Origin of the sequence: Cellulomonas denverensis (assembly GCF_012396125.1) — a bacterium.
GTDB lineage: Bacteria > Actinomycetota > Actinomycetes > Actinomycetales > Cellulomonadaceae > Cellulomonas > Cellulomonas denverensis.
In genome coordinates this window covers 512541-529876 of the sequence record NZ_JAAXOX010000003.1, presented here as the reverse complement: position 1 = coordinate 529876, position 17336 = coordinate 512541, and the positions used below count along the sequence as shown (strand labels likewise).

The window sequence follows — 17336 nt, the reverse complement described above, 5'->3', positions numbered from 1 at the left end:
CGGACCCAGCCCCGGACACGCCGAGAGTGCACGAATGCAGGCCTCCCGGCTCGGGAGGCCTGCATTCGTGCACTCTCGGTGCGGCTAGTGCGCGGCGAGGTACCCGGCCAGTCGGTCGGGGCGGTCGGTGATGATCGCGTCGACGCCCAGAGCGAGGGCGGCCGCCCAGTGCTCGGGCTCGTCGAGGGTCCAGACCATCACCTGGACGCCCGCCCGGTGCAGCAGCTCGACCAGGTCCGGGTGCTCGGCCAGCAGCGGGCCGGCCGGGTTGCAGGTGACCACCCCGAGGTCGGCGCACACCGACAGCAACTCGTCCACCGAGTCGAAGCCGAACACCAGCAACCCTCGGCGCAGCGACGGAGCGGCCTCGGCCAGCGCCGCCACCGTCTCCGGCCAGAAGCTCTGCCCGATCACCCGGTCGAACAACCCGGCCTCGGCCAGCGGACCGGTGACCAGGCGGACCTGGTCCACGGTCCACGCGCCCTTGATCTCCAGCAGCAGGTCGATGCCCGGGCGGCGGCCGAGGAAGTCGATCACCTCGGCCAGGGTGGGCACCGGCTGGCCGGCATAGGCCGGGGCGAACCACGACCCGGCGTCCAGGGCGCGCACCGTGGCCAGGTCCATCGCGCTGATCGGACCGGTACCGTCGGTGGTGGCGTCGGCGGTGTCGTCGTGGATGATCACGACCCGGCCGTCGGCGGTCAGCTGCACGTCCAGCTCGATGCTGCCCGCCCCCGCCCGCCACGCCGCCTCGAAGGCCGCCAGGGTGTTCTGCGGGGCGACGGAGGAGTTGCCGCGGTGCGCGATGACGGTCGGGGTCTGACTCACAGGTAGGGCTCCACGTTCTCGCGGTAGGCGGTCTCGAGCTGCGGGGTGATCGACTCGAAGGCGGTCGCCGGGTCGGTGCCCTCCAGGACGATCTGCTCGATCGCCGTGTTGAGCAGGGCGTCGGCACCCGGCACGAACACCCGAATGTAGTCCTGCGAGCGCGCCTTCTCCCCGAGCTGGTCGACCGCGGTGCGGAACTGCGGGGCCCGCTCGTAGACCGCATTCATCGTGTCGGACTCCACCGCCGAGGTGCGCACCGGCATGTACCCGGTCGCCTGGGAGAACGTGGCAGTGTTGTCGGTGTTGGTGAGGAACTGCACGAACATCGCCGCGGCGAGCTGCTTCTCCGGGGTCGAGGAGGCCGAGACCGCCACGCCGGTGCCGCCGGTGGGCGAGCCGCCGCCGTCCGGGCCGTCGGGCAGGAACGCGGTGCCCACCTCGAACGAGGCCGACTCCAGTGCTCCGGTCAGCGACCCGGTGGACCCGATGGTGGAGGCGATCAGGCCGCTGGAGAAGTCGGCCATCGAGTCGGTGGCCGACACCGTGGCGACCGGCTCACCGTTGTTCACGCCGGCCACGCCGTGGAACAGGTCGGACAGGAACTGCCCGCCGGCGATCGCCTCCTCGGTGTCCAAGGTCACCTCGAAGCCGTCCGAGTACTGGCCGCCCTGGCCCCAGATCATGTTCTCGAACCACCAGGCGCCCCAGGACGGACCGGTGGACAGCCCGAACGGGCTGCCGCCGTCCGGCACCTGGCCGGCCAGCTGCGCGCTCCAGTCCTGCAGCTCCGCCCAGGTCTCCGGCCCGCGGTCCGGCAGCCCGGCAGCGGCCCACATGTCCTTGTTGTAGTAGAACAGCGGCGTCGACCGGGCGTAGGGGGCGGCCCAGTGCTGGTCCTCGTACTCGTAGTCGCCGTACAGCGCGGGCTGGAAGTCCTCGGCGTCGGCGTCCAGGTACTCGAAGACGTCGTCCAGCGGGATGATCTGGTCGTTCAGGTGGTAGCGGAACCACCACACGTCGGAGGCGATCACCGCATCGGGCATCTCGTCGGACTGGGATGCGGCCTGGAAGCGCTGGGCGACCTCGTCGTAGTTCGCCCCGGCGGTGACCAGGTTGACCGAGATCCCGGTCTCGGCGGTGAACTGGTCGATCAGTTCCTGCTCGACGTCCTGGGACTGACCCGGGTGGTTGGACCAGAACGTGATCTCGTCGGCGGGCTCCACCTGCGACCAGTCGGTCGCCTCGGTGGCGGCGCCGGACTCGGAGCCGGTGCCGCCGACCGCGGGGCCACCGCAGGCGGTCAGGGTCAGCGCGGCGACGGCGGAGAAGGCTCCGGCGAGGACGGCGCCGCGGCGACGGCGTCCGGGCAAGGCGTGGGACACGGGGGTGCTCCTTCGGGTCGTGCACCCGGGATCCGGGCGCGCGGGGGTGACCCGGGCCTGACAGGGGGTGGCCCGGGAGTCGGGGGGCGGGGTCAGCCGGTGACGGCGCCCGCGGTGAGGCCGTCGACCAGGCGGCGTTGCAGCACCAGGAAGACGATCAGGATCGGCAGGGTGACCACGACGGTGGCGGCCAGCAGCACGCCCCAGTTGGTCATGCCGTCGATGTTCTGCAGCAGGGTCAGGCCCACCGGCAGCGTCATCTTGTCCGGGCGGTCGATCACCAGGAACGGCCACAGGTAGTCGTTCCACTCGGTGACCACCGACACCAGGGTCACCGCGGCGATGGTCGGGGTGCTCATCGGCACCACGAACCGCCACAGCTTGCGCCAGTGCCCGGCACCGTCGAGTTCGGCCGCCTCCAGGATCGAGGCGGGCAGGGTGAGGAAGTGCTGGCGGAACAGGAAGGTGCCGAAGGCCGACGCCAGGCCGGGCACCAGGATCCCCTGGTAGGTGTTCAGCCAGCCGAGGCTCGCGACCAGGGTGTAGTTCGGGATGATCGTGATCTGCGGCGGGATCATCAGCGTCGCGATCACCAGGCCGAACAGCACCTTCTTGAACGGGAAGTCCAGGTAGACCAGCCCGTAGGCGCAGCCCAGGCCGAGGATCACCTTCAGCCCGGCGCCGACCACCGTCAGCCCGACGCTGTTGGCCAGCAGCCGGCCCAGCGGGATGGTGTCGGCCGCCTGCTGGTAGTTGGCCGGGTCCAGCGAGCCGGGCAGCCACTGCAACGGCAGGCTGTACAGCTCACCCGGGGTCTTGAACGAGGCCAGCGCCAGCCAGATCAGCGGGGCGCCGAGCACCACCGTCGCCAGGATCATCGTCAGATACCCGACCACCGGCGGGCGGCGGCGAGCCGAGCGCCCCGGCGGGGTGGGATGGCGGACCGGGGCGGGCGGGGCGGCCACGGCGGGCTCCGGCGCGGCCTGCCGGCGCGGGGTCAGGACGCTCACGAGTAGTGCACCTTCCGCTGGATGAAGCGCATCTGCACCGCGGTGACGGCCAGCAGCACCAGGAACAGGATCGTGGCGACCGCCGAGGCGTAGCCGGCCCGGCCGTTGACGAAGCTCTCCTCGTAGATCGAGTACATCAACGTGGTGGTCGAGCCGAGCGGGCCGCCGCTGGTCATCGCCTTGATCAGGTCGAAGGACTGCAGCGAGGCCAGCATCATCGTGACCAGCAGGAAGAACGTGGTCGGGGTCAGCAGCGGCAGCACGATCGAGCGCAGGGTCCGGCCCGGGGAGGCACCGTCCAGCGCCGCGGCGTCCTTGAGGTCCTGCGGCACCGACTGCAGGCCGGCCAGGTAGATCAGCGCGACGTAGCCGACGTTCTTCCACAGGTAGACCACCACGATCATCACCAACGGCCAGGGCCGCTGGGTGTACCACTGCGGGGAGTCCAGGTTCACCAGCTGGAGCAGCTCGGCCATCAGGCCGTAGCGCGGGTCGAAGATGAACAGCCACAGGATGCCGACCGCGAAGCCGGACAGGACGTACGGCGCGAAGGCCACCGTCCGGGCCAGCCCGCGCCCCCGCAGCCGGCGGTTCAGCAGCAGGGCCAGGCCGAGGCCGAGCAGCATCGAGCCGCCCACCGTCACCACGGTGAACACGGCGGTGGTGCCGACCACCCGGCCGGTGGTGGCAGCGGTGAACCACTCGATGTAGTTCCCCAGCCCGACCTGGCGCGCCACCGGCGACCCCAGGTTCCACTGCAGGGTGGACAGGTAGAAGCTCTGGATCAGCGGCCGGTAGACGAACACCAGCAGCAGGGCGATGTTCGGGCCGGCCAGCAGCAGGAACCAGCCGAAGGCGTGGCGGCGACGGCGGGCGCTGAGGCCGCCCCGTCGCGCGGGGCCGGCGGGCCGGGCGGGGCTCGCGGCGCCGGTCGCGGCACCACCCGGGGCGGGCGGCGCGAGGACGTCTGAGGTCACGGGGATGAGGACTTCCGTTCGCAGGTCACGGGGCGCCGAGCCGGCGGCCACGGCCAATCTAGGAACGGCCGCACGCCGATCCGGGCGATGTCGGCAAGGCTTCGGTGCCGGTTCGCCAGGTGTTCATCCCGGACGTCCGCCGGTCAGCGGGTGGACAGACCCGGGTCGCGCAGTGGTCGCCTCCCGGTCGTCGCGGGCTACTCTCCCCGGGTGTCCTCCCGTCCCACCCCCGCGCCCGATCCGACCGTCCGGGCGGCGGTCCGCACCGCCCTGTCGGTGTCGGTGGCCACCGGGCTGTACGGGATCTCGTTCGGGGCGCTCGCGGTGGCCGCCGGGCTCGACCTGCCCCAGACCATGGTGCTCAGCCTGGTGATGTTCTCCGGCGGCTCGCAGTTCGCCGCGGTCGGCGTGCTCGGTGCCGGCGGGGCGGCCGGAGCGGTGGTGGCCACCGCCGGGCTGCTCGGTGCCCGCAACGGGCTGTACGGGGTGCAGGTCTCCGGCCTGCTCGGCGCCCGGGGCTGGCGCCGGCTGTTGGCCGCCCAGCTCACCATCGACGAGTCCACCGCGGTCGGCACCGCCCAGCCCACCCTCGCCGCCGCCCGGGCCGGGTTCTGGTGGACCGGGGCCGGAGTGTTCGTGCTCTGGAACGCGTTCACCCTGGCCGGCGCGCTGCTCGGCGACGCCCTGGGCGACCCGCGGCGCTACGGGTTGGACGCCGCGGCGGCCGCCGCCTTCCTCGCCCTGCTCTGGCCGCGCCTGACCGGGCGGGATGCGGCGGCACGCACCGCCCGCTGGGTGGCGCTGGCGGCGGCCGGGACGGCCCTGGCGTTGACCCCGGTGGTGCCCGCCGGGGTGCCGGTGCTGGCGGCGGCGGTGCTGGCGGTGGTGGTCGGGGTACTGGCCCCGGGCGACGGCACGGACGCGGAGGTCCGCGGCGGTGCGGCCGTGACGCCGGCCGCGGCGCACCAGGCGTCCCGTTCAGAGACCGACCGGAAGGACCCGCGATGACCACCCTGGACCGCGCCACCGCCTGGATCGCCGTGCTGGCATCCTCCGCCGTGGTCTACGCGACCAAGCTGGCCGGCCACCTGGTCCCCCGCCGGCTGCTGGACAACCCCCGGGTCACCCGCACCGCCGCCCTGGTCACGGTGGCCCTGCTGGCCGCCCTGGTCGCGGTGCAGAGCGCCACCGGCGACGGGGCGGTGCAGCTGGACGCCCGGCTGGCCGCACTGGTGGTCGCCGCGATCGCGCTGGTGCTGCGCGCGCCGTTCATCGTGGTCGTCGTGGCGGCGGCCGCGAGCGCCGCGGTGCTGCGCGCGGTGGGCTGGATGGGCTGACCCGGTCTCAGACCGCGATCGGCGCCTTGATCGTCGGGTGGTGCTGGTAGCCGACCACCTCGACGTCCTCCAGGGTGTAATCGAACAGCGAGTCCGCCTGGCGCAGGTGCAGCGCCGGGAACGGGTACGGCTCCCGGGTCAGCTGCTCGCGCACCTGGTCGACGTGGTTGTCGTAGATGTGGCAGTCCCCGCCGGTCCAGACGAAGTCGCCCGGCTGCAGCCCCACCTGCTGGGCCACCATGTGCGTGAGCAGCGCGTAGGACGCCAGGTTGAACGGCACCCCGAGGAACAGGTCGGCCGAGCGCTGGTAGAGCTGGCAGGACAGCTTCCCGTCCGCCACGTAGAACTGGAACAGCGCGTGGCACGGGGCCAGCGCCATGTTCGGGATCTCGGCCACGTTCCAGGCCGACACGATGTGCCGGCGCGAGTCCGGGTCCCGGCGCAGGTTCGCCAGCAGCTCGGTCAGCTGGTCGATGTGCCCGCCGTCCGGGGTCGGCCAGGACCGCCACTGCACGCCGTACACCGGGCCGAGCTCGCCGTCCTGGTCCGCCCACTCGTCCCAGATGGTGACGTTCCGCTCCTGCAACCAGCGGACGTTGGAGTCCCCCCGCAGGAACCAGAGCAGCTCCTGCACGATCGAGCGCAGGTGCACCCGCTTGGTGGTGACCAGCGGGAAGCCCTGCGACAGGTCGAAGCGCATCTGGTGCCCGAACACGCTGCGGGTGCCGGTGCCGGTGCGGTCCGACTTCGCGGTGCCGGTCTCGAGCACCAGCCGGAGCAGGTCCTCGTAGGGCGTGGTGCGCGTGGCGTACGGCTGCTCGGTCATGGGGCCCCATGGTAGGCGGCGCAGGGCGACGAGAGGAGTGACACGCTCCTGCCCGACGCGGGACGAGCAGCCTTTCGCGGGAGCCCACGGGGTGCCCCGGCGACCGCCCCGCGTGACACTGGCCCCATGTCCGCCGCCGTCCTACCGCCCACCGTCGCCGCCCACCTGCCCACCGGCCTGCTGATCGACGGCCGGTGGCGACCGGCCACCGGCGGCGGGACCTTCCCGGTCGAGGATCCGGGCACCGGCGAGACCCTGTTCGATGTGGCGGACGCCACCACCGAGGACGCCCTGGCGGCCCTGGACGCGGCGGACCGGGCGTTCCCGGCCTGGCGGGAGGCTGCGCCGCGCACCCGGTCCGACCTGCTGCGGGCGGTGTTCGACGTGATGGTGGCCCGGACCGAGGACATCGCCGCCCTGGTGACCGCCGAGGGTGGCAAGCCGCTGGCCGAGGCCCGGGCGGAGGTGCAGTACGCCGCCGAGTACGTGCGCTGGTACTCCGAGCAGGCGGTGCGGCTGGACGGACTGGCCCGGCGGGCACCGGCGGGCACCCACCACCAGATGGTGCTGCGCCGGCCGGTGGGACCGGCGTTGGCGATCACGCCGTGGAACTTCCCGATCGCGATGATCGCCCGCAAGGTCGCCCCGGCCCTGGCGGCGGGCTGCCCGATCGTGGTGAAGCCGGCCCGGCTCACCCCGTTGACCACCGCGTTCTTCGCCGAGCTGATCCGGGAGGAGCTGGCCGCCCGGGACCTGCCGCCGGGCGTGATCGGGGTCATCCCCACCGCGTCCTCCGGGAAGGTCACCTCCCCGGTGATCGCCGACCCGCGGCTGCGCAAGTTGTCCTTCACCGGGTCCACCGAGGTCGGCCGGACGCTGCTCGGCCAGGCGGCACAGAACATCCTGCGCACCTCGATGGAGCTGGGTGGCAACGCGCCGTTCCTGGTGTTCGCCGATGCCGACCTGGACGCGGCGGTCGAGGGGGCGGTGGCGGCCAAGATGCGCAACTCCGGGCAGACCTGCGTGGCCGCGAACCGGTTCCTGGTCCAGGAGCCGGTCGCCGCGGAGTTCGCCGACCGGCTGACCGCGGCGTTCGAGCGGCTGCGGGTCGGGCACGGCACCGAACCGGACGTGACCGTCGGGCCGCTGATCGAGTCGGCGGCGGTGGACCACGTGGCGGAGCTGGTGGCCCGGGCGACGGACGACGGTGCCCGGGTGCGCACCGGCGGGGAGCCGATCCGGGGCCGCGGGCACTTCTACCCGCCCACCGTGCTGGACCGGGTCCCGGCGGACACCCGGGCGGTGACCGAGGAGATCTTCGGCCCGGTCGCCCCGGTGGTCTCCTTCGCCACCGAGGACGAGGGCATCGCGCTGGCGAACGCGACCGAGTTCGGCCTGGTCGCCTACGCCTACACCCGGGATCTGTCCCGGGCGCTGCGCCTGACCGAGGCGGTGGAGGCCGGGATGATCGGGATCAACCGCGGGATGGTCTCCGACGCCAGCGCGCCCTTCGGCGGCGTCAAGCTGTCCGGCATCGGGCGCGAGGGCGGCGAGGCGGGGATCGAGGAGTACCTGGAGCCGGTGTACGTGGCATGGTGAGCCCATGACCAGCCCGCTGACCCCCACCTCCGACGTCTCCGTCCGCCCCGCCGTGCCCGGCGACGAGCGGGAGGTGGCGCGGGTCCAGCTCGCCGCCTGGCGGGAGGGACTGGCCGAGGCGCTCGGCGACGCGGTGCTGGACGGGATCGACCCGGCACAGCTCACCGCGCAGTGGGCGCAGGCGATCAGCACCCCGCCCGGTCCGGGGTTCCGGGTGCTGGTGGCGATGCACGGACCGCGGCTGGTCGGCTTCGCCTCGGTCGCCCCGGTCACCGCACCGGTGGACAGCGGCGACGACCGGCCCGGCGGGGAGATCCTGGCGCTGGAGGTGCTGCCGGAGGCACGGCGGGCCGGGCACGGCTCCCGGCTGCTCGCCGCGGTGGTGGACCTGCTGCGGGACGAGGACCGGGCGACCAGCGTGCAGACCTGGGTGCTGGACGGCGACGCGGTGCGCGAGCAGTTCCTCGGTTCGGCCGGCCTGGACGACATGGGCGCCCGTCGCCGGCTCGGCAACGAGGGCGACCCGCGCGAGCTCACCGAGCACCTGTGGGCCGCCGAGTTCTGAGCCACGGCCCGGGGGCGCGACCGCACCCGACGCGGGCGGACGCCTCGATCGGCAGGGCGGCACCAGTCGCGGGCCGACGCCCTGACCAGCAGGGGCCCGCTACTCGCTGCCGGTCCCCCGTCCGCGGTGGATCCGGGAGGCGGTACGCAGCGTGGCGCGGGCGCGCTTCCGGTCGCCGGCCGCCTCGTAGGCGAAGGCCAGCCGGTACCAGGCGCCCCAGTCGTCGTCGGCGGCCTGTTCCGCCTCGGTCCGCGCCTGGTCGAAGGCGGCGACCGCAGCGGCCCGGTCGATCCGGCCACCGGGCGACCGGGGCAGGTCGTCCACCGGGAGCTCGTCCCGCTCGGCCAGGGTGTCCGCCATTCGCTGCACGTCGATCGCCAGGAACCACTCCCGGGCGACCAGCACCAGGACCAGCAGCGGCAGCACCGCGAAGCCGAGGCCGAGCCCGATCCCGGCCGGTTCACCGGTGCGGATCAGGGCCACCGACCGGCCGAGCACCAGCCAGAGGTAGAGCCCGAGCAGCGCGGTGAGCGCCACCGCCGCGATCAGCGAGGTGCGCCGCCGACCGCCCATCAGCCCAGGTCCAGCAGCTGGTCCAGCCCGACGGTCAGCCCGGGCCGGTCGCCGATCGCGCGCACCGCGTGCAGCACGCCGGGCATGAAGCTGACCCGGTCGAAGGAGTCGTGCCGGATGGTCAGCTGCTCCCCCGGGTTGCCCAGCAGGATCTCCTCGTGCGCGGTCAGCCCGCGCAGGCGCACCGCGTGCACCCGGACCCCGTCGACGTCGGCTCCGCGGGCACCGTCGGCGGCGCTGGTGGTGGCATCCGGCATCGGGCCGAGCCCCGCCTGGGACCGGGCGCGGGCGATCGCCTCCGCGGTGTGCCGGGCGGTGCCGGAGGGCGCGTCGGCCTTGTCCGGGTGGTGCAGCTCGACCACCTCGGCGGACTCGAACCAGCGGGCGGCCATCGCAGCGAACCGCATCGCCAGCACGGCACCCAGGGCGAAGTTCGGTGCGATCAGCACCCCGACCTGCGGCTGGGCGGCCAGCTCGGTGCGCAGCCGGTCCAGTGCCTCGTCGGTCCAACCGGTGGTGCCGACAACGGCGTGGATGCCCTGCCGGATCAGCGCGGTGACATTCGCCTCGGTCACCGACGGCACCGTGAAGTCGACCGCGACCTGTGCCCCGGTGTCCGCCAGCGCGGCGACGTCGTCGTCCCGGTCGAGCGCCGCCACCAGCTCCAGGCCGGGGGCGTCCTGCACCGCCTCGACCACGGTCCGGCCCATTCGTCCCGCCGCGCCCAGCACGGCCACCCGCAGAGTCGTCACGGTCGGTCACCCTAACCCAGGGGCAGCGCCGCACCCCGGCGGACCAGCTGTTCCAGGCCGAGGTGGTCCAGCCCCAGCCGGAGCAGTTCCCGGGGCGGCAGCGCCCGCAGGTCGCCCAGCACGGTCAGCACCCGGCCCAGTGGCGCACCGGCGGGCACCGCGTCCCGCACCGTGCAGCGCAGGCGCTGGGCGGCGGCCAGTTGCTCCGGACCGGTGCCGACCGCCTCGTCCAGCAGCCGGAACAGCTCGGACGGTGGAACCTGCGCGGCCCGGGCGACGTCGACGGCGGTCACCAGCCCGCGCTCGGCCAGGATCAGGCCGACCGCCTCGCCGAGCCGCTGGCGGAGCACCGGGTCCCGCGGCATCGCCCGCGCGGCCAGCTCCCGGTCCAGCGCGCGTCCGTCATCCAGCCCGGCGTCCCCCGGCACGGCGGCAGTTTCCGGCACGGCGGCACCCTCCGACCCGGCGTCCACGCCAGCCCTCACCGCCTCCCACGCCGTCGTCCCGTCCACCAGCGCCCGCGGTTCCCCGACCCCGAGCCGGACCAGCGCCTCCGGCCGCAGCCGCAGCACCGTGACCCGGGACCCGGCCGGCTCGCGCACCGCCCACGGCCGGGTGCTCGGCCCGCACAGTGCCGAGCGCAGCTCCTGGCGCTCGCCGCTGAGCAGGTCGACCCGTTCCGCGGCGTCCGCGCGCAGCACCAGCGTCGGCAGCGGGGTGGGCAGCACCAGCCGGAAGCCGGGATCGGTCACGGTGAACGCGGTGAGGTCGTGCACCAGCTCGCCGCGGACCAGCACGCGGCGCCGGGCGGGGACGGTGGGGGCGCTCATCCCCCTATCTTGGCCGATGACGGCCCGGGAGGTCAGTCCCCGAACGGCCCGACCCGGACCACCGACCGCGGCCGGGACGCCAACTCGGCGGCCAGCACCCGGACGTCCTCGGCGGTGACGGCGCGCAGCCGCTCCAGGGCCTCCTCGGTGGACAGCAGCTCGCCGTGCACCAGCTCGGACTTGCCCAGCCGGCTCATCCGGGACCCGGAGTCCTCCAGGTTGAGCACCAGGCCACCGGACAGCTGCCCGATCGACCGGCGCAGCTCCGCCTCGGTGATGCCACCGTCGGCCAGCCGCTCCCACTCGGCGATCAGCAGGTCGGTGACCTGGTCCACCTTGGCGGGGGTGCAGCCGGCGTACAGCCCGAAGATGCCGGTGTCGGCGTGCCCGGCGGCGAAGGAGTAGGTGGAGTACGCCAGGCCGCGCTTCTCCCGGATCTCCTGGAACAGCCGCGAGGACATCCCGCCGCCCAGCACCGCGTTCAGCACCGAGAGGGTGAACCGGCGGGGGTCGGTGGCGGTGATCCCCACGCCGCCGACCAGGACGTTGGCCTGCTCGGTGCTCCGGGTCACCGTGACCCGGGTGCCACCGGCGGGCACGATCGCCTCGGTGGCGGTGCGGCGTCCGGCGGGGGCGACCCCGTCGCGCAGCTCCCAACCACCGTCGGCCAGGGCCTGAACCACCTGGGCGGCCAGGGCGTCGTGGTCCACCCCGCCGGCGGCGGTGACCACCAGGGTGTCGGGGCGGTAATGCTGGCGGTAGTGCTCCCACACCGCCTCCCGGGGCACCGCACGGATCGTCTCCGGCGTGCCACCGATCGGGCGGCCCAGCTCGTGGTCGCCCAGGACGACCGCGGCGAAGCGCTCGTGCGCCACATCGCTCGGGTCGTCGTCGTTCATCGCGAGCTCTTCGAGGATGACCCCGCGCTCGGTCTCCAGTTCCTCGGCGTCCAGCCGGGCGGAGGTGACCATGTCGGCGATCACGTCGGTCGCCATGGTCAGGTCCTCGTCGAGCACCCGCGCGTAGTAGCAGGTGTGCTCCTTGCCGGTGGCCGCGTTGGCCTCGCCGCCGACCTCGTCGAAGGCCTCGGCGATGTCCATCGCGGAGCGGCGGGCGGTGCCCTTGAACAGCAGGTGCTCCAAGAAGTGCGTCGAGCCGTGGTGGCCGTCGCTCTCGTCCCGGGACCCGACACCGACCCAGGCGCCCACGCTCACCGAGCGCATCCCGGGGACGCGCTCGGTGAGCAGGCGCACCCCGCCGGGCAGGACGGAGCGACGGATGTCGTCGCCGTCCTGCCCGGCGGAGGTCAGCTCGGCCCCGGACTCACCCGGGGCGACGAGCGGGAGGTGCAGTGGCACGTCAGGCGTCGGCCTTCTTCTCGTCGCCCTCGGTGTCCTCGACCACGGCGTGCAGCGACAGCTTGCCGCGCGGGTCGATCTCGCCGATCTCGACCTGGACCTTCTGGCCGATCTTCAGCACGTCCTCGACGTTCTCCACCCGCTTGCCGCCGACCAGGCGACGGATCTGCGAGATGTGCAGCAGGCCGTCCTTGCCCGGGGACAGCGAGACGAAGGCGCCGAAGGTCGTGGTCTTGACCACGGTCCCGACGAAGCGCTCGCCCACCTCGGGCATGTGCGGGTTGGCGATCGCGTTGACCGCCGCCCGCGCGGCCTCCGCCGACGGACCGTCGGTGGCGCCGATGTAGACCGTGCCGTCGTCCTCGATCGAGATGTCGGCGCCGGTCTCCTCCTGGATCTGGTTGATCATCTTGCCCTTGGGGCCGATGACCTCGCCGATCTTGTCGACCGGCACCTTCACCGAGATCACGCGCGGGGCGTTCGGGGACATCTCGTCCGGGACGTCGATGGCCTCGTTCAGCACGTCGAGGATCGCCAGGCGAGCCTCCTTGGCCTGGGTCAGCGCGTCCGCCAGCACCGAGGCGGGGATGCCGTCGAGCTTGGTGTCCAGCTGGATCGCGGTGACGAACTCGCGGGTACCGGCGACCTTGAAGTCCATGTCACCGAAGGCGTCCTCGGCACCGAGGATGTCGGTCAGCGCGGCGTAGCGGGTCTCCCCGTCCACCGTGTCGGAGACCAGGCCCATCGCGATGCCGGCGACCGGGGCGCGCAGCGGCACACCGGCGTTCAGCAGCGACAGGGTGCTGGCGCAGACCGAGCCCATCGAGGTCGAGCCGTTGGAGCCCAGCGCCTCGGAGACCTGGCGGATCGCGTAGGGGAACTCCTCGCGCGAGGGCAGCACCGGGATCAGCGCCCGCTCGGCCAGCGCGCCGTGACCGATCTCGCGGCGCTTCGGCGACCCGACTCGGCCGGTCTCACCGGTGGAGTAGGGCGGGAAGTTGTAGTTGTGCATGTACCGCTTGCGGGTCTCCGGCGACAGCGTGTCCAGCTGCTGCTCCATCCGGAGCATGTTCAGCGTGGTGACACCCATGATCTGGGTCTCGCCGCGCTCGAACAGCGCCGAGCCGTGCACGCGGGGCAGCACCTCGACCTCGGCGGACAGGGTGCGGATGTCCCGCAGGCCACGCCCGTCGATCCGGAAGCCGTCGGTGAGGATCCGCTGGCGGATGACCTTCTTGGTGACCGCACGGACCGCGGCGGACAGCTCCTTCTCCCGGCCCTCGAACTCGCCGGCGAGCTCCGCGAGGACCTCGGCCTTCACCTCGTCCTGGCGGGTCTCGCGGGACTGCTTGTCCGCGATCGACATCGCCTCGTGCAGCTTGGCCTCGGCGGCCTTCTCCACGGCGGCGTAGGCGTCGGGCTGGTAGTCCGGGAAGGTCGGGAATTCCCGCACCTCCTTGGCGGCCTTGGCGGCCAGCTCCTGCTGCGCCTCGACCAGCACTCGGATGAAGGGCTTGGCGGCCTCCAGTCCCTCGGCGACCTTCTCCTCGGTGGGGGCGACGCCGCCCTCGTCCTTGATCAGGTTCCAGGACTTCTCCGGCGCCTCGGCCTCGATCATGGCGATCGCGACGTCGTCACCGACGACCCGGCCGGCCACGACGATCTCGAAGGTGGCGCGCTCCCGCTCGGTGTACCGGGGGAAGGCCACCCACTGGCCGTCGATCAGGGCGATCCGCACGGCGCCGACCGGGCCGGAGAACGGCAGGCCGGAGATCTGGGTGGAGATGGACGCGGCGTTGATCGCCAGCACGTCGTAGGCGTCGTCCGGGTGGATCGCCAGCACGGTGATGACGACCTGGACCTCGTTGCGCAGGCCCTTGACGAACAGCGGGCGCAGCGGGCGGTCGATCAGGCGGCAGGCCAGGATCGCGTCGGTCGAGGGACGGCCCTCGCGACGGAAGAACGAGCCGGGGATCTTGCCGGCGGCGTACTGCCGCTCCTCGACGTCCACCGTCAGCGGGAAGAAGTCGAACTGGTCCTTGGGGTGCTTGCCCGCCGTGGTGGCCGACAGCAGGGCGGTCTCGCCGTCCAGGTAGGCCATCGCCGAACCGGCGGCCTGCTTGGCCAGCCGTCCGGTCTCGAAGCGGACGGTGCGGGTGCCGAACGAGCCGTTGTCAATGACGGCCTCGGCGAACTGGATCTCGGGACCCTCCACGGGTGCCCTCCTTCGGGTTCGTGAGCTCCCGGGCCGCGGCGGTCTTCGATCGAGGTCCACGGAGCGTGTGCTCCGTGACCCACTACCGAGGACCGGACGAGACCGGACGGGCGCTCGGGTCTTTCGGATGGTGCGTCAGGGACATCCGGCCCCTGACGCAGGACCAGCCCGGACCCCGCCTGGGGTCCGGGCTGGTCACGCGGTCATCGCCGCAGGCCGAGCCGCTCGATCAGGGCGCGGTAGCGGGTGATGTCGGTCTTCTGCAGGTACGCCTGGAGCCGACGACGCTGGCCGACCAGCAGCAGCAGGCCGCGCCGGCTGTGGTGGTCGTGCTTGTGCTCCTTGAGGTGCTCGTTCAGGTCGTTGATCCGCCGCGTCAGCAGCGCGATCTGGACCTCCGGGGAGCCGGTGTCGCCCTCGTGGGTGGCGTACTCGGCGATGATGGACTTCTTGGTGTCGTTGTCGAGGGGCACGACTCTCCTTGAATGTCGTTGCGCGGTGCTCCGGGGCAGGTCCACCCGGGCGCTCTCGGTCCGCGGCCGTTCTGACGGCGAGGCAACCCTATCAGCCGGACAGACCCAGGACCTCACGCACCGCGGCGACGTCGGTGTGCATCTGCTCGATCAGCGCCTCGATGTCGGTGAACCGCAGCGTCGGGCGCATCCGGGCCACGAACTCCAGCACCACCTGGGCGCCGTACAGGTCCAGGTCGGTGCGGTCCAGCACGTAGGCCTCCACCCGGCGCTGCTCGCCGTCGAAGGTCGGGTTGGTGCCCACCGAGATCGCGGCCGGCAGCGGGGCGCACTCCCCGGACGGTTGCGGCTGCCCACCGGCGGGGCGGACCACTCGCAGCCAGCCGGCGTACACCCCGTCCGCGGGCACCATGCCCTCGGACTCCGGCTCCAGGTTGGCGGTCGGGAAGCCCAACTCGCGGCCGCGCGCGTCGCCGTGCACCACCACCCCGCGCATCCGGTGCGGGTGGCCCAGCACGGTCGCCGCCGCCCGGACGTCCCCGGCGGCCAGCAGCTCGCGCACCCAGGTGGAGGACCAGCGGCGGTCGCCCTGCTCGGCGGCGGTGACGTCCGGCGCCCCGGTCACGTCCTCGATCACCCGCACCGTGAAGCCGTAGCGCTCCCCCAGCTCGCGCATCGTGCCCAGGTCGCCGGAGTTGTCCCGGCCGAAGCGCACGTCCCGGCCCACCACCACGGTCCGGGCGCGCAGCCCGTCCACCAGATAGGTCCGGACGAACTCCTCCGGGGTCTGCCGGGCGAAGTCCAGGGTGTACTCGACCAGCAGCACCGCATCCAGGCCGGTGCCGGCCAGCAGCTCCAGCCGGTCTGCGTCCCCGGTGAGCAGCGGCGGCGCGGTCTCCGGCCGGTGCACCCGCTGCGGGTGCGGGGTGAAGGTCACCGCCACGGTGGCCAGTCCGGCCGCCCGGGCATCCGCGACCATCCGGGCCAGCACGCTGGCGTGCCCGCGATGCACCCCGTCGAAGTTGCCGATGGTGACCACCGAGGGCCCGAAATCCCCGGGCACCTGCCCGAGTCCGGTCCAGCACTGCACGCGCGGCTCCACTCTCTCCTACGACGACGGCCCAGCATCCCACGTCCGGCGGCACCCCGGCGCGCACCGGTCAGGGTGCAGCGAACACCAGCACCGGCCGGGCCTGCGGACCCCGGTCCTCGATCAATGCCACCAGGTCCCCGCCCGGCCCGATCGCCGCGACGGTCCGCTCGGCCCCGTCCACCCCGCTGGGCGCGATCCGCTGCCCGTGCCCCAGCGCAACCGCCTCGGGGCCGGTCAGCTCACGCACCGGGAAGGTCGCCCGGGCCGCGTCGGCCAGCGGCAGGGTGTCCAGCGGCCGGTCCATCGGCCAGGCCTCCAGCTCGTCCAGCGTGCGCGCCGACTCGACCGGGTAGCCGCCGACCCGGGTCCGGCGCAGCATCGTCAGGTGCCCGCCGACGCCGAGCGCGATGCCCAGGTCGCGGGCCAGCGCGCGGATGTAGGTCCCGGAGGAGCACACCACCCGGACGTCGAGGTCCACGATCCCGTCGGCGGCCCGGACCTCCCCGACCTCGAACTCGTGCATCGTCACCGGCCGCGCGGTCAGCTGCACGTCCTCACCGGCGCGCACCCGGGCGTAGGCCCGCTGCCCGTCGATCTTGATCGCGCTCACCGAGCTGGGCACCTGCTGGATCGGCCCGGTCAGTGCCCGCACCGCCTCGGCCAGCCCACCGGGGACCTCCGGCACCGGGGTCCGGGCGACCACCTCGCCCTCGGCGTCGTCGGTGGTGGTGGACACCCCGAGCCGGATGGTCGCCCGGTACTCCTTGTCCGCGCCCACCACGTAGGTCAGCAGCCGGGTCGCGCGCCCGACCCCGAGCACCAGCACCCCGGTGGCCATCGGGTCCAGCGTCCCGGCGTGCCCGACCTTGCGGGTGCCGGCCAGCCAGCGCGCCTTGGCGACCACGTCGTGGCTGGTCCACCCCGCCGGCTTGTCGACGATCAGCAGGCCGTCGGCCGCGGTCGGTCGCCGCGGCCGGCGGTCCCGCTGCTCAGCGGGCATCGTCGTCGGAGTCGTCCTCGTCGTCGACCGGCTTCTTGTACGGGTCCGCGTCCCCGGCGTACTGCGCGGACGACGCCAGCTCGGAGACCTCGCGGTCCCGGCGGGCGGCCTCCAGCAGGGCGGCGTCCAGGTGGGCGGCGGTCTCCGGCACGGCGTCCAGCACGAACTCCAGGGTCGGGGTCAGTCGGACCCCGAGTTGCTTGCCCACCTCGGAGCGGATCAGCCCGGTGGCGCTCTTCAGCGCGGCGGCGGTGCCCTGCCGGGCCTCGTCGTCGCCGAAGACGGTGTAGAAGACGCTGGCGTGCTGCAGGTCGCCGGTCACCCGGACATCGGTGACGGTGACGAAGCCGAGCCGCGGGTCCTTGATCCGGGTGTCGAGCATCTGCGCGACGACCTCGTGGATGCGGTCGGCGACCTTGCGGGCCCGGGGGTGGTCCACCATGACTGCTCTCTCTTTCGGTGCGTTGCTGCTGTTCGGAGGATCTTCCCCCGAACGGCGGTGGGCCCGCACCTCGCGC

At 73.3% G+C, this 17336-nt stretch carries 18 protein-coding genes; 4 read left to right on the top strand and 14 right to left on the bottom strand.

The features are described from left to right. Positions 1-84: 84 nt before the first annotated feature. The 4 genes from HGA03_RS09275 to HGA03_RS09260 form a co-directional block, all read right to left on the bottom strand. Complete coding sequence (locus tag HGA03_RS09275; protein WP_168629942.1) at positions 85-828, bottom strand: glycerophosphodiester phosphodiesterase; 744 nt, start codon at positions 826-828, stop codon at positions 85-87. Beyond that, positions 825-2210, bottom strand: coding sequence for an extracellular solute-binding protein (locus tag HGA03_RS09270; RefSeq protein WP_168629941.1), 1386 nt, complete (start codon positions 2208-2210; stop codon positions 825-827). Before HGA03_RS09270 ends, HGA03_RS09275 begins: the two co-directional genes overlap by 4 nt. Positions 2211-2302: 92 nt before the next feature. Further along, entirely contained in the window at positions 2303-3220 is a 918-nt protein-coding gene (locus HGA03_RS09265) for a carbohydrate ABC transporter permease (RefSeq protein ID WP_239073548.1), read from the bottom strand. After that, complete coding sequence (locus tag HGA03_RS09260) at positions 3217-4197, bottom strand: carbohydrate ABC transporter permease (protein WP_203767374.1); 981 nt, start codon at positions 4195-4197, stop codon at positions 3217-3219. The genes HGA03_RS09265 and HGA03_RS09260 overlap by 4 nt, the downstream gene beginning before the upstream one ends. 210 nt (positions 4198-4407) lie before the next feature. Between HGA03_RS09260 and HGA03_RS09255 the strand changes: the two genes are divergently transcribed. Both HGA03_RS09255 and HGA03_RS09250 read left to right on the top strand, forming a co-directional pair. Continuing rightward, complete coding sequence (locus tag HGA03_RS09255) at positions 4408-5205, top strand: AzlC family ABC transporter permease (protein ID WP_239073549.1); 798 nt, start codon at positions 4408-4410, stop codon at positions 5203-5205. Beyond that, complete coding sequence (locus HGA03_RS09250) at positions 5202-5534, top strand: AzlD domain-containing protein (RefSeq protein ID WP_168629939.1); 333 nt, start codon at positions 5202-5204, stop codon at positions 5532-5534. Before HGA03_RS09255 ends, HGA03_RS09250 begins: the two co-directional genes overlap by 4 nt. A gap of 7 nt (positions 5535-5541) precedes the next feature. Here HGA03_RS09250 and HGA03_RS09245 read toward each other — a convergent pair whose 3' ends face one another. Then, entirely contained in the window at positions 5542-6360 is an 819-nt protein-coding gene (locus HGA03_RS09245; RefSeq protein ID WP_168629938.1) for a thymidylate synthase, read from the bottom strand. A gap of 126 nt (positions 6361-6486) precedes the next feature. On the opposite strand from HGA03_RS09245, the gene HGA03_RS09240 reads away from it, so the two are divergent. Together HGA03_RS09240 and HGA03_RS09235 are read left to right on the top strand one after the other, a co-directional pair. Then, complete coding sequence (locus HGA03_RS09240) at positions 6487-7959, top strand: NAD-dependent succinate-semialdehyde dehydrogenase (RefSeq protein WP_168629937.1); 1473 nt, start codon at positions 6487-6489, stop codon at positions 7957-7959. 4 nt (positions 7960-7963) lie between these two features. Beyond that, positions 7964-8524, top strand: coding sequence for a GNAT family N-acetyltransferase (locus HGA03_RS09235; RefSeq protein ID WP_168629936.1), 561 nt, complete (start codon positions 7964-7966; stop codon positions 8522-8524). Between the two features lie 99 nt (positions 8525-8623). Here the strand turns inward: HGA03_RS09235 and HGA03_RS09230 are convergent, their stop codons facing one another. The 9 genes from HGA03_RS09230 to rbfA all read right to left on the bottom strand — a co-directional run bounded on the left by HGA03_RS09230 (position 8624) and on the right by rbfA (position 17260). Further along, positions 8624-9097, bottom strand: a complete 474-nt coding sequence (locus HGA03_RS09230; RefSeq protein WP_168629935.1) for a tetratricopeptide repeat protein — start codon at positions 9095-9097, stop codon at positions 8624-8626. Further along, the gene (gene dapB, locus HGA03_RS09225) at positions 9097-9849 is read right to left on the bottom strand and encodes a 4-hydroxy-tetrahydrodipicolinate reductase (protein WP_168629934.1); all 753 of its coding nucleotides are present in this window, start codon (positions 9847-9849) and stop codon (positions 9097-9099) included. Before dapB ends, HGA03_RS09230 begins: the two co-directional genes overlap by 1 nt. Before the next feature lie 11 nt (positions 9850-9860). After that, the gene (locus HGA03_RS09220) at positions 9861-10679 is read right to left on the bottom strand and encodes a hypothetical protein (protein WP_168629933.1); all 819 of its coding nucleotides are present in this window, start codon (positions 10677-10679) and stop codon (positions 9861-9863) included. Positions 10680-10711: 32 nt separating this feature from the next. Continuing rightward, positions 10712-12037 (bottom strand): M16 family metallopeptidase, encoded by a 1326-nt coding sequence (locus HGA03_RS09215; RefSeq protein ID WP_168629932.1) that lies wholly within the window; start codon positions 12035-12037, stop codon positions 10712-10714. Position 12038: 1 nt separating this feature from the next. Beyond that, positions 12039-14252 (bottom strand): polyribonucleotide nucleotidyltransferase, encoded by a 2214-nt coding sequence (locus HGA03_RS09210; RefSeq protein ID WP_168629931.1) that lies wholly within the window; start codon positions 14250-14252, stop codon positions 12039-12041. 203 nt (positions 14253-14455) lie between these two features. Beyond that, positions 14456-14725: a 30S ribosomal protein S15 gene (gene rpsO, locus HGA03_RS09205; RefSeq protein ID WP_168629930.1), complete on the bottom strand. Its 270-nt coding sequence runs from the start codon at positions 14723-14725 to the stop codon at positions 14456-14458. Between the two features lie 91 nt (positions 14726-14816). Then, positions 14817-15815 carry a bifunctional riboflavin kinase/FAD synthetase gene (locus HGA03_RS09200; protein ID WP_168629929.1) on the bottom strand — a complete coding sequence of 333 codons (999 nt, stop codon included), beginning with the start codon at positions 15813-15815 and terminating at the stop codon, positions 14817-14819. Between the two features lie 70 nt (positions 15816-15885). Beyond that, a complete protein-coding gene (gene truB / locus HGA03_RS09195) occupies positions 15886-16818 on the bottom strand; it encodes a tRNA pseudouridine(55) synthase TruB (RefSeq protein WP_168629928.1) in 933 nt (310 codons plus the stop codon). Next, positions 16808-17260: a 30S ribosome-binding factor RbfA gene (rbfA, locus tag HGA03_RS09190; RefSeq protein WP_168629927.1), complete on the bottom strand. Its 453-nt coding sequence runs from the start codon at positions 17258-17260 to the stop codon at positions 16808-16810. Before rbfA ends, truB begins: the two co-directional genes overlap by 11 nt. Positions 17261-17336 lie beyond the last annotated feature (76 nt).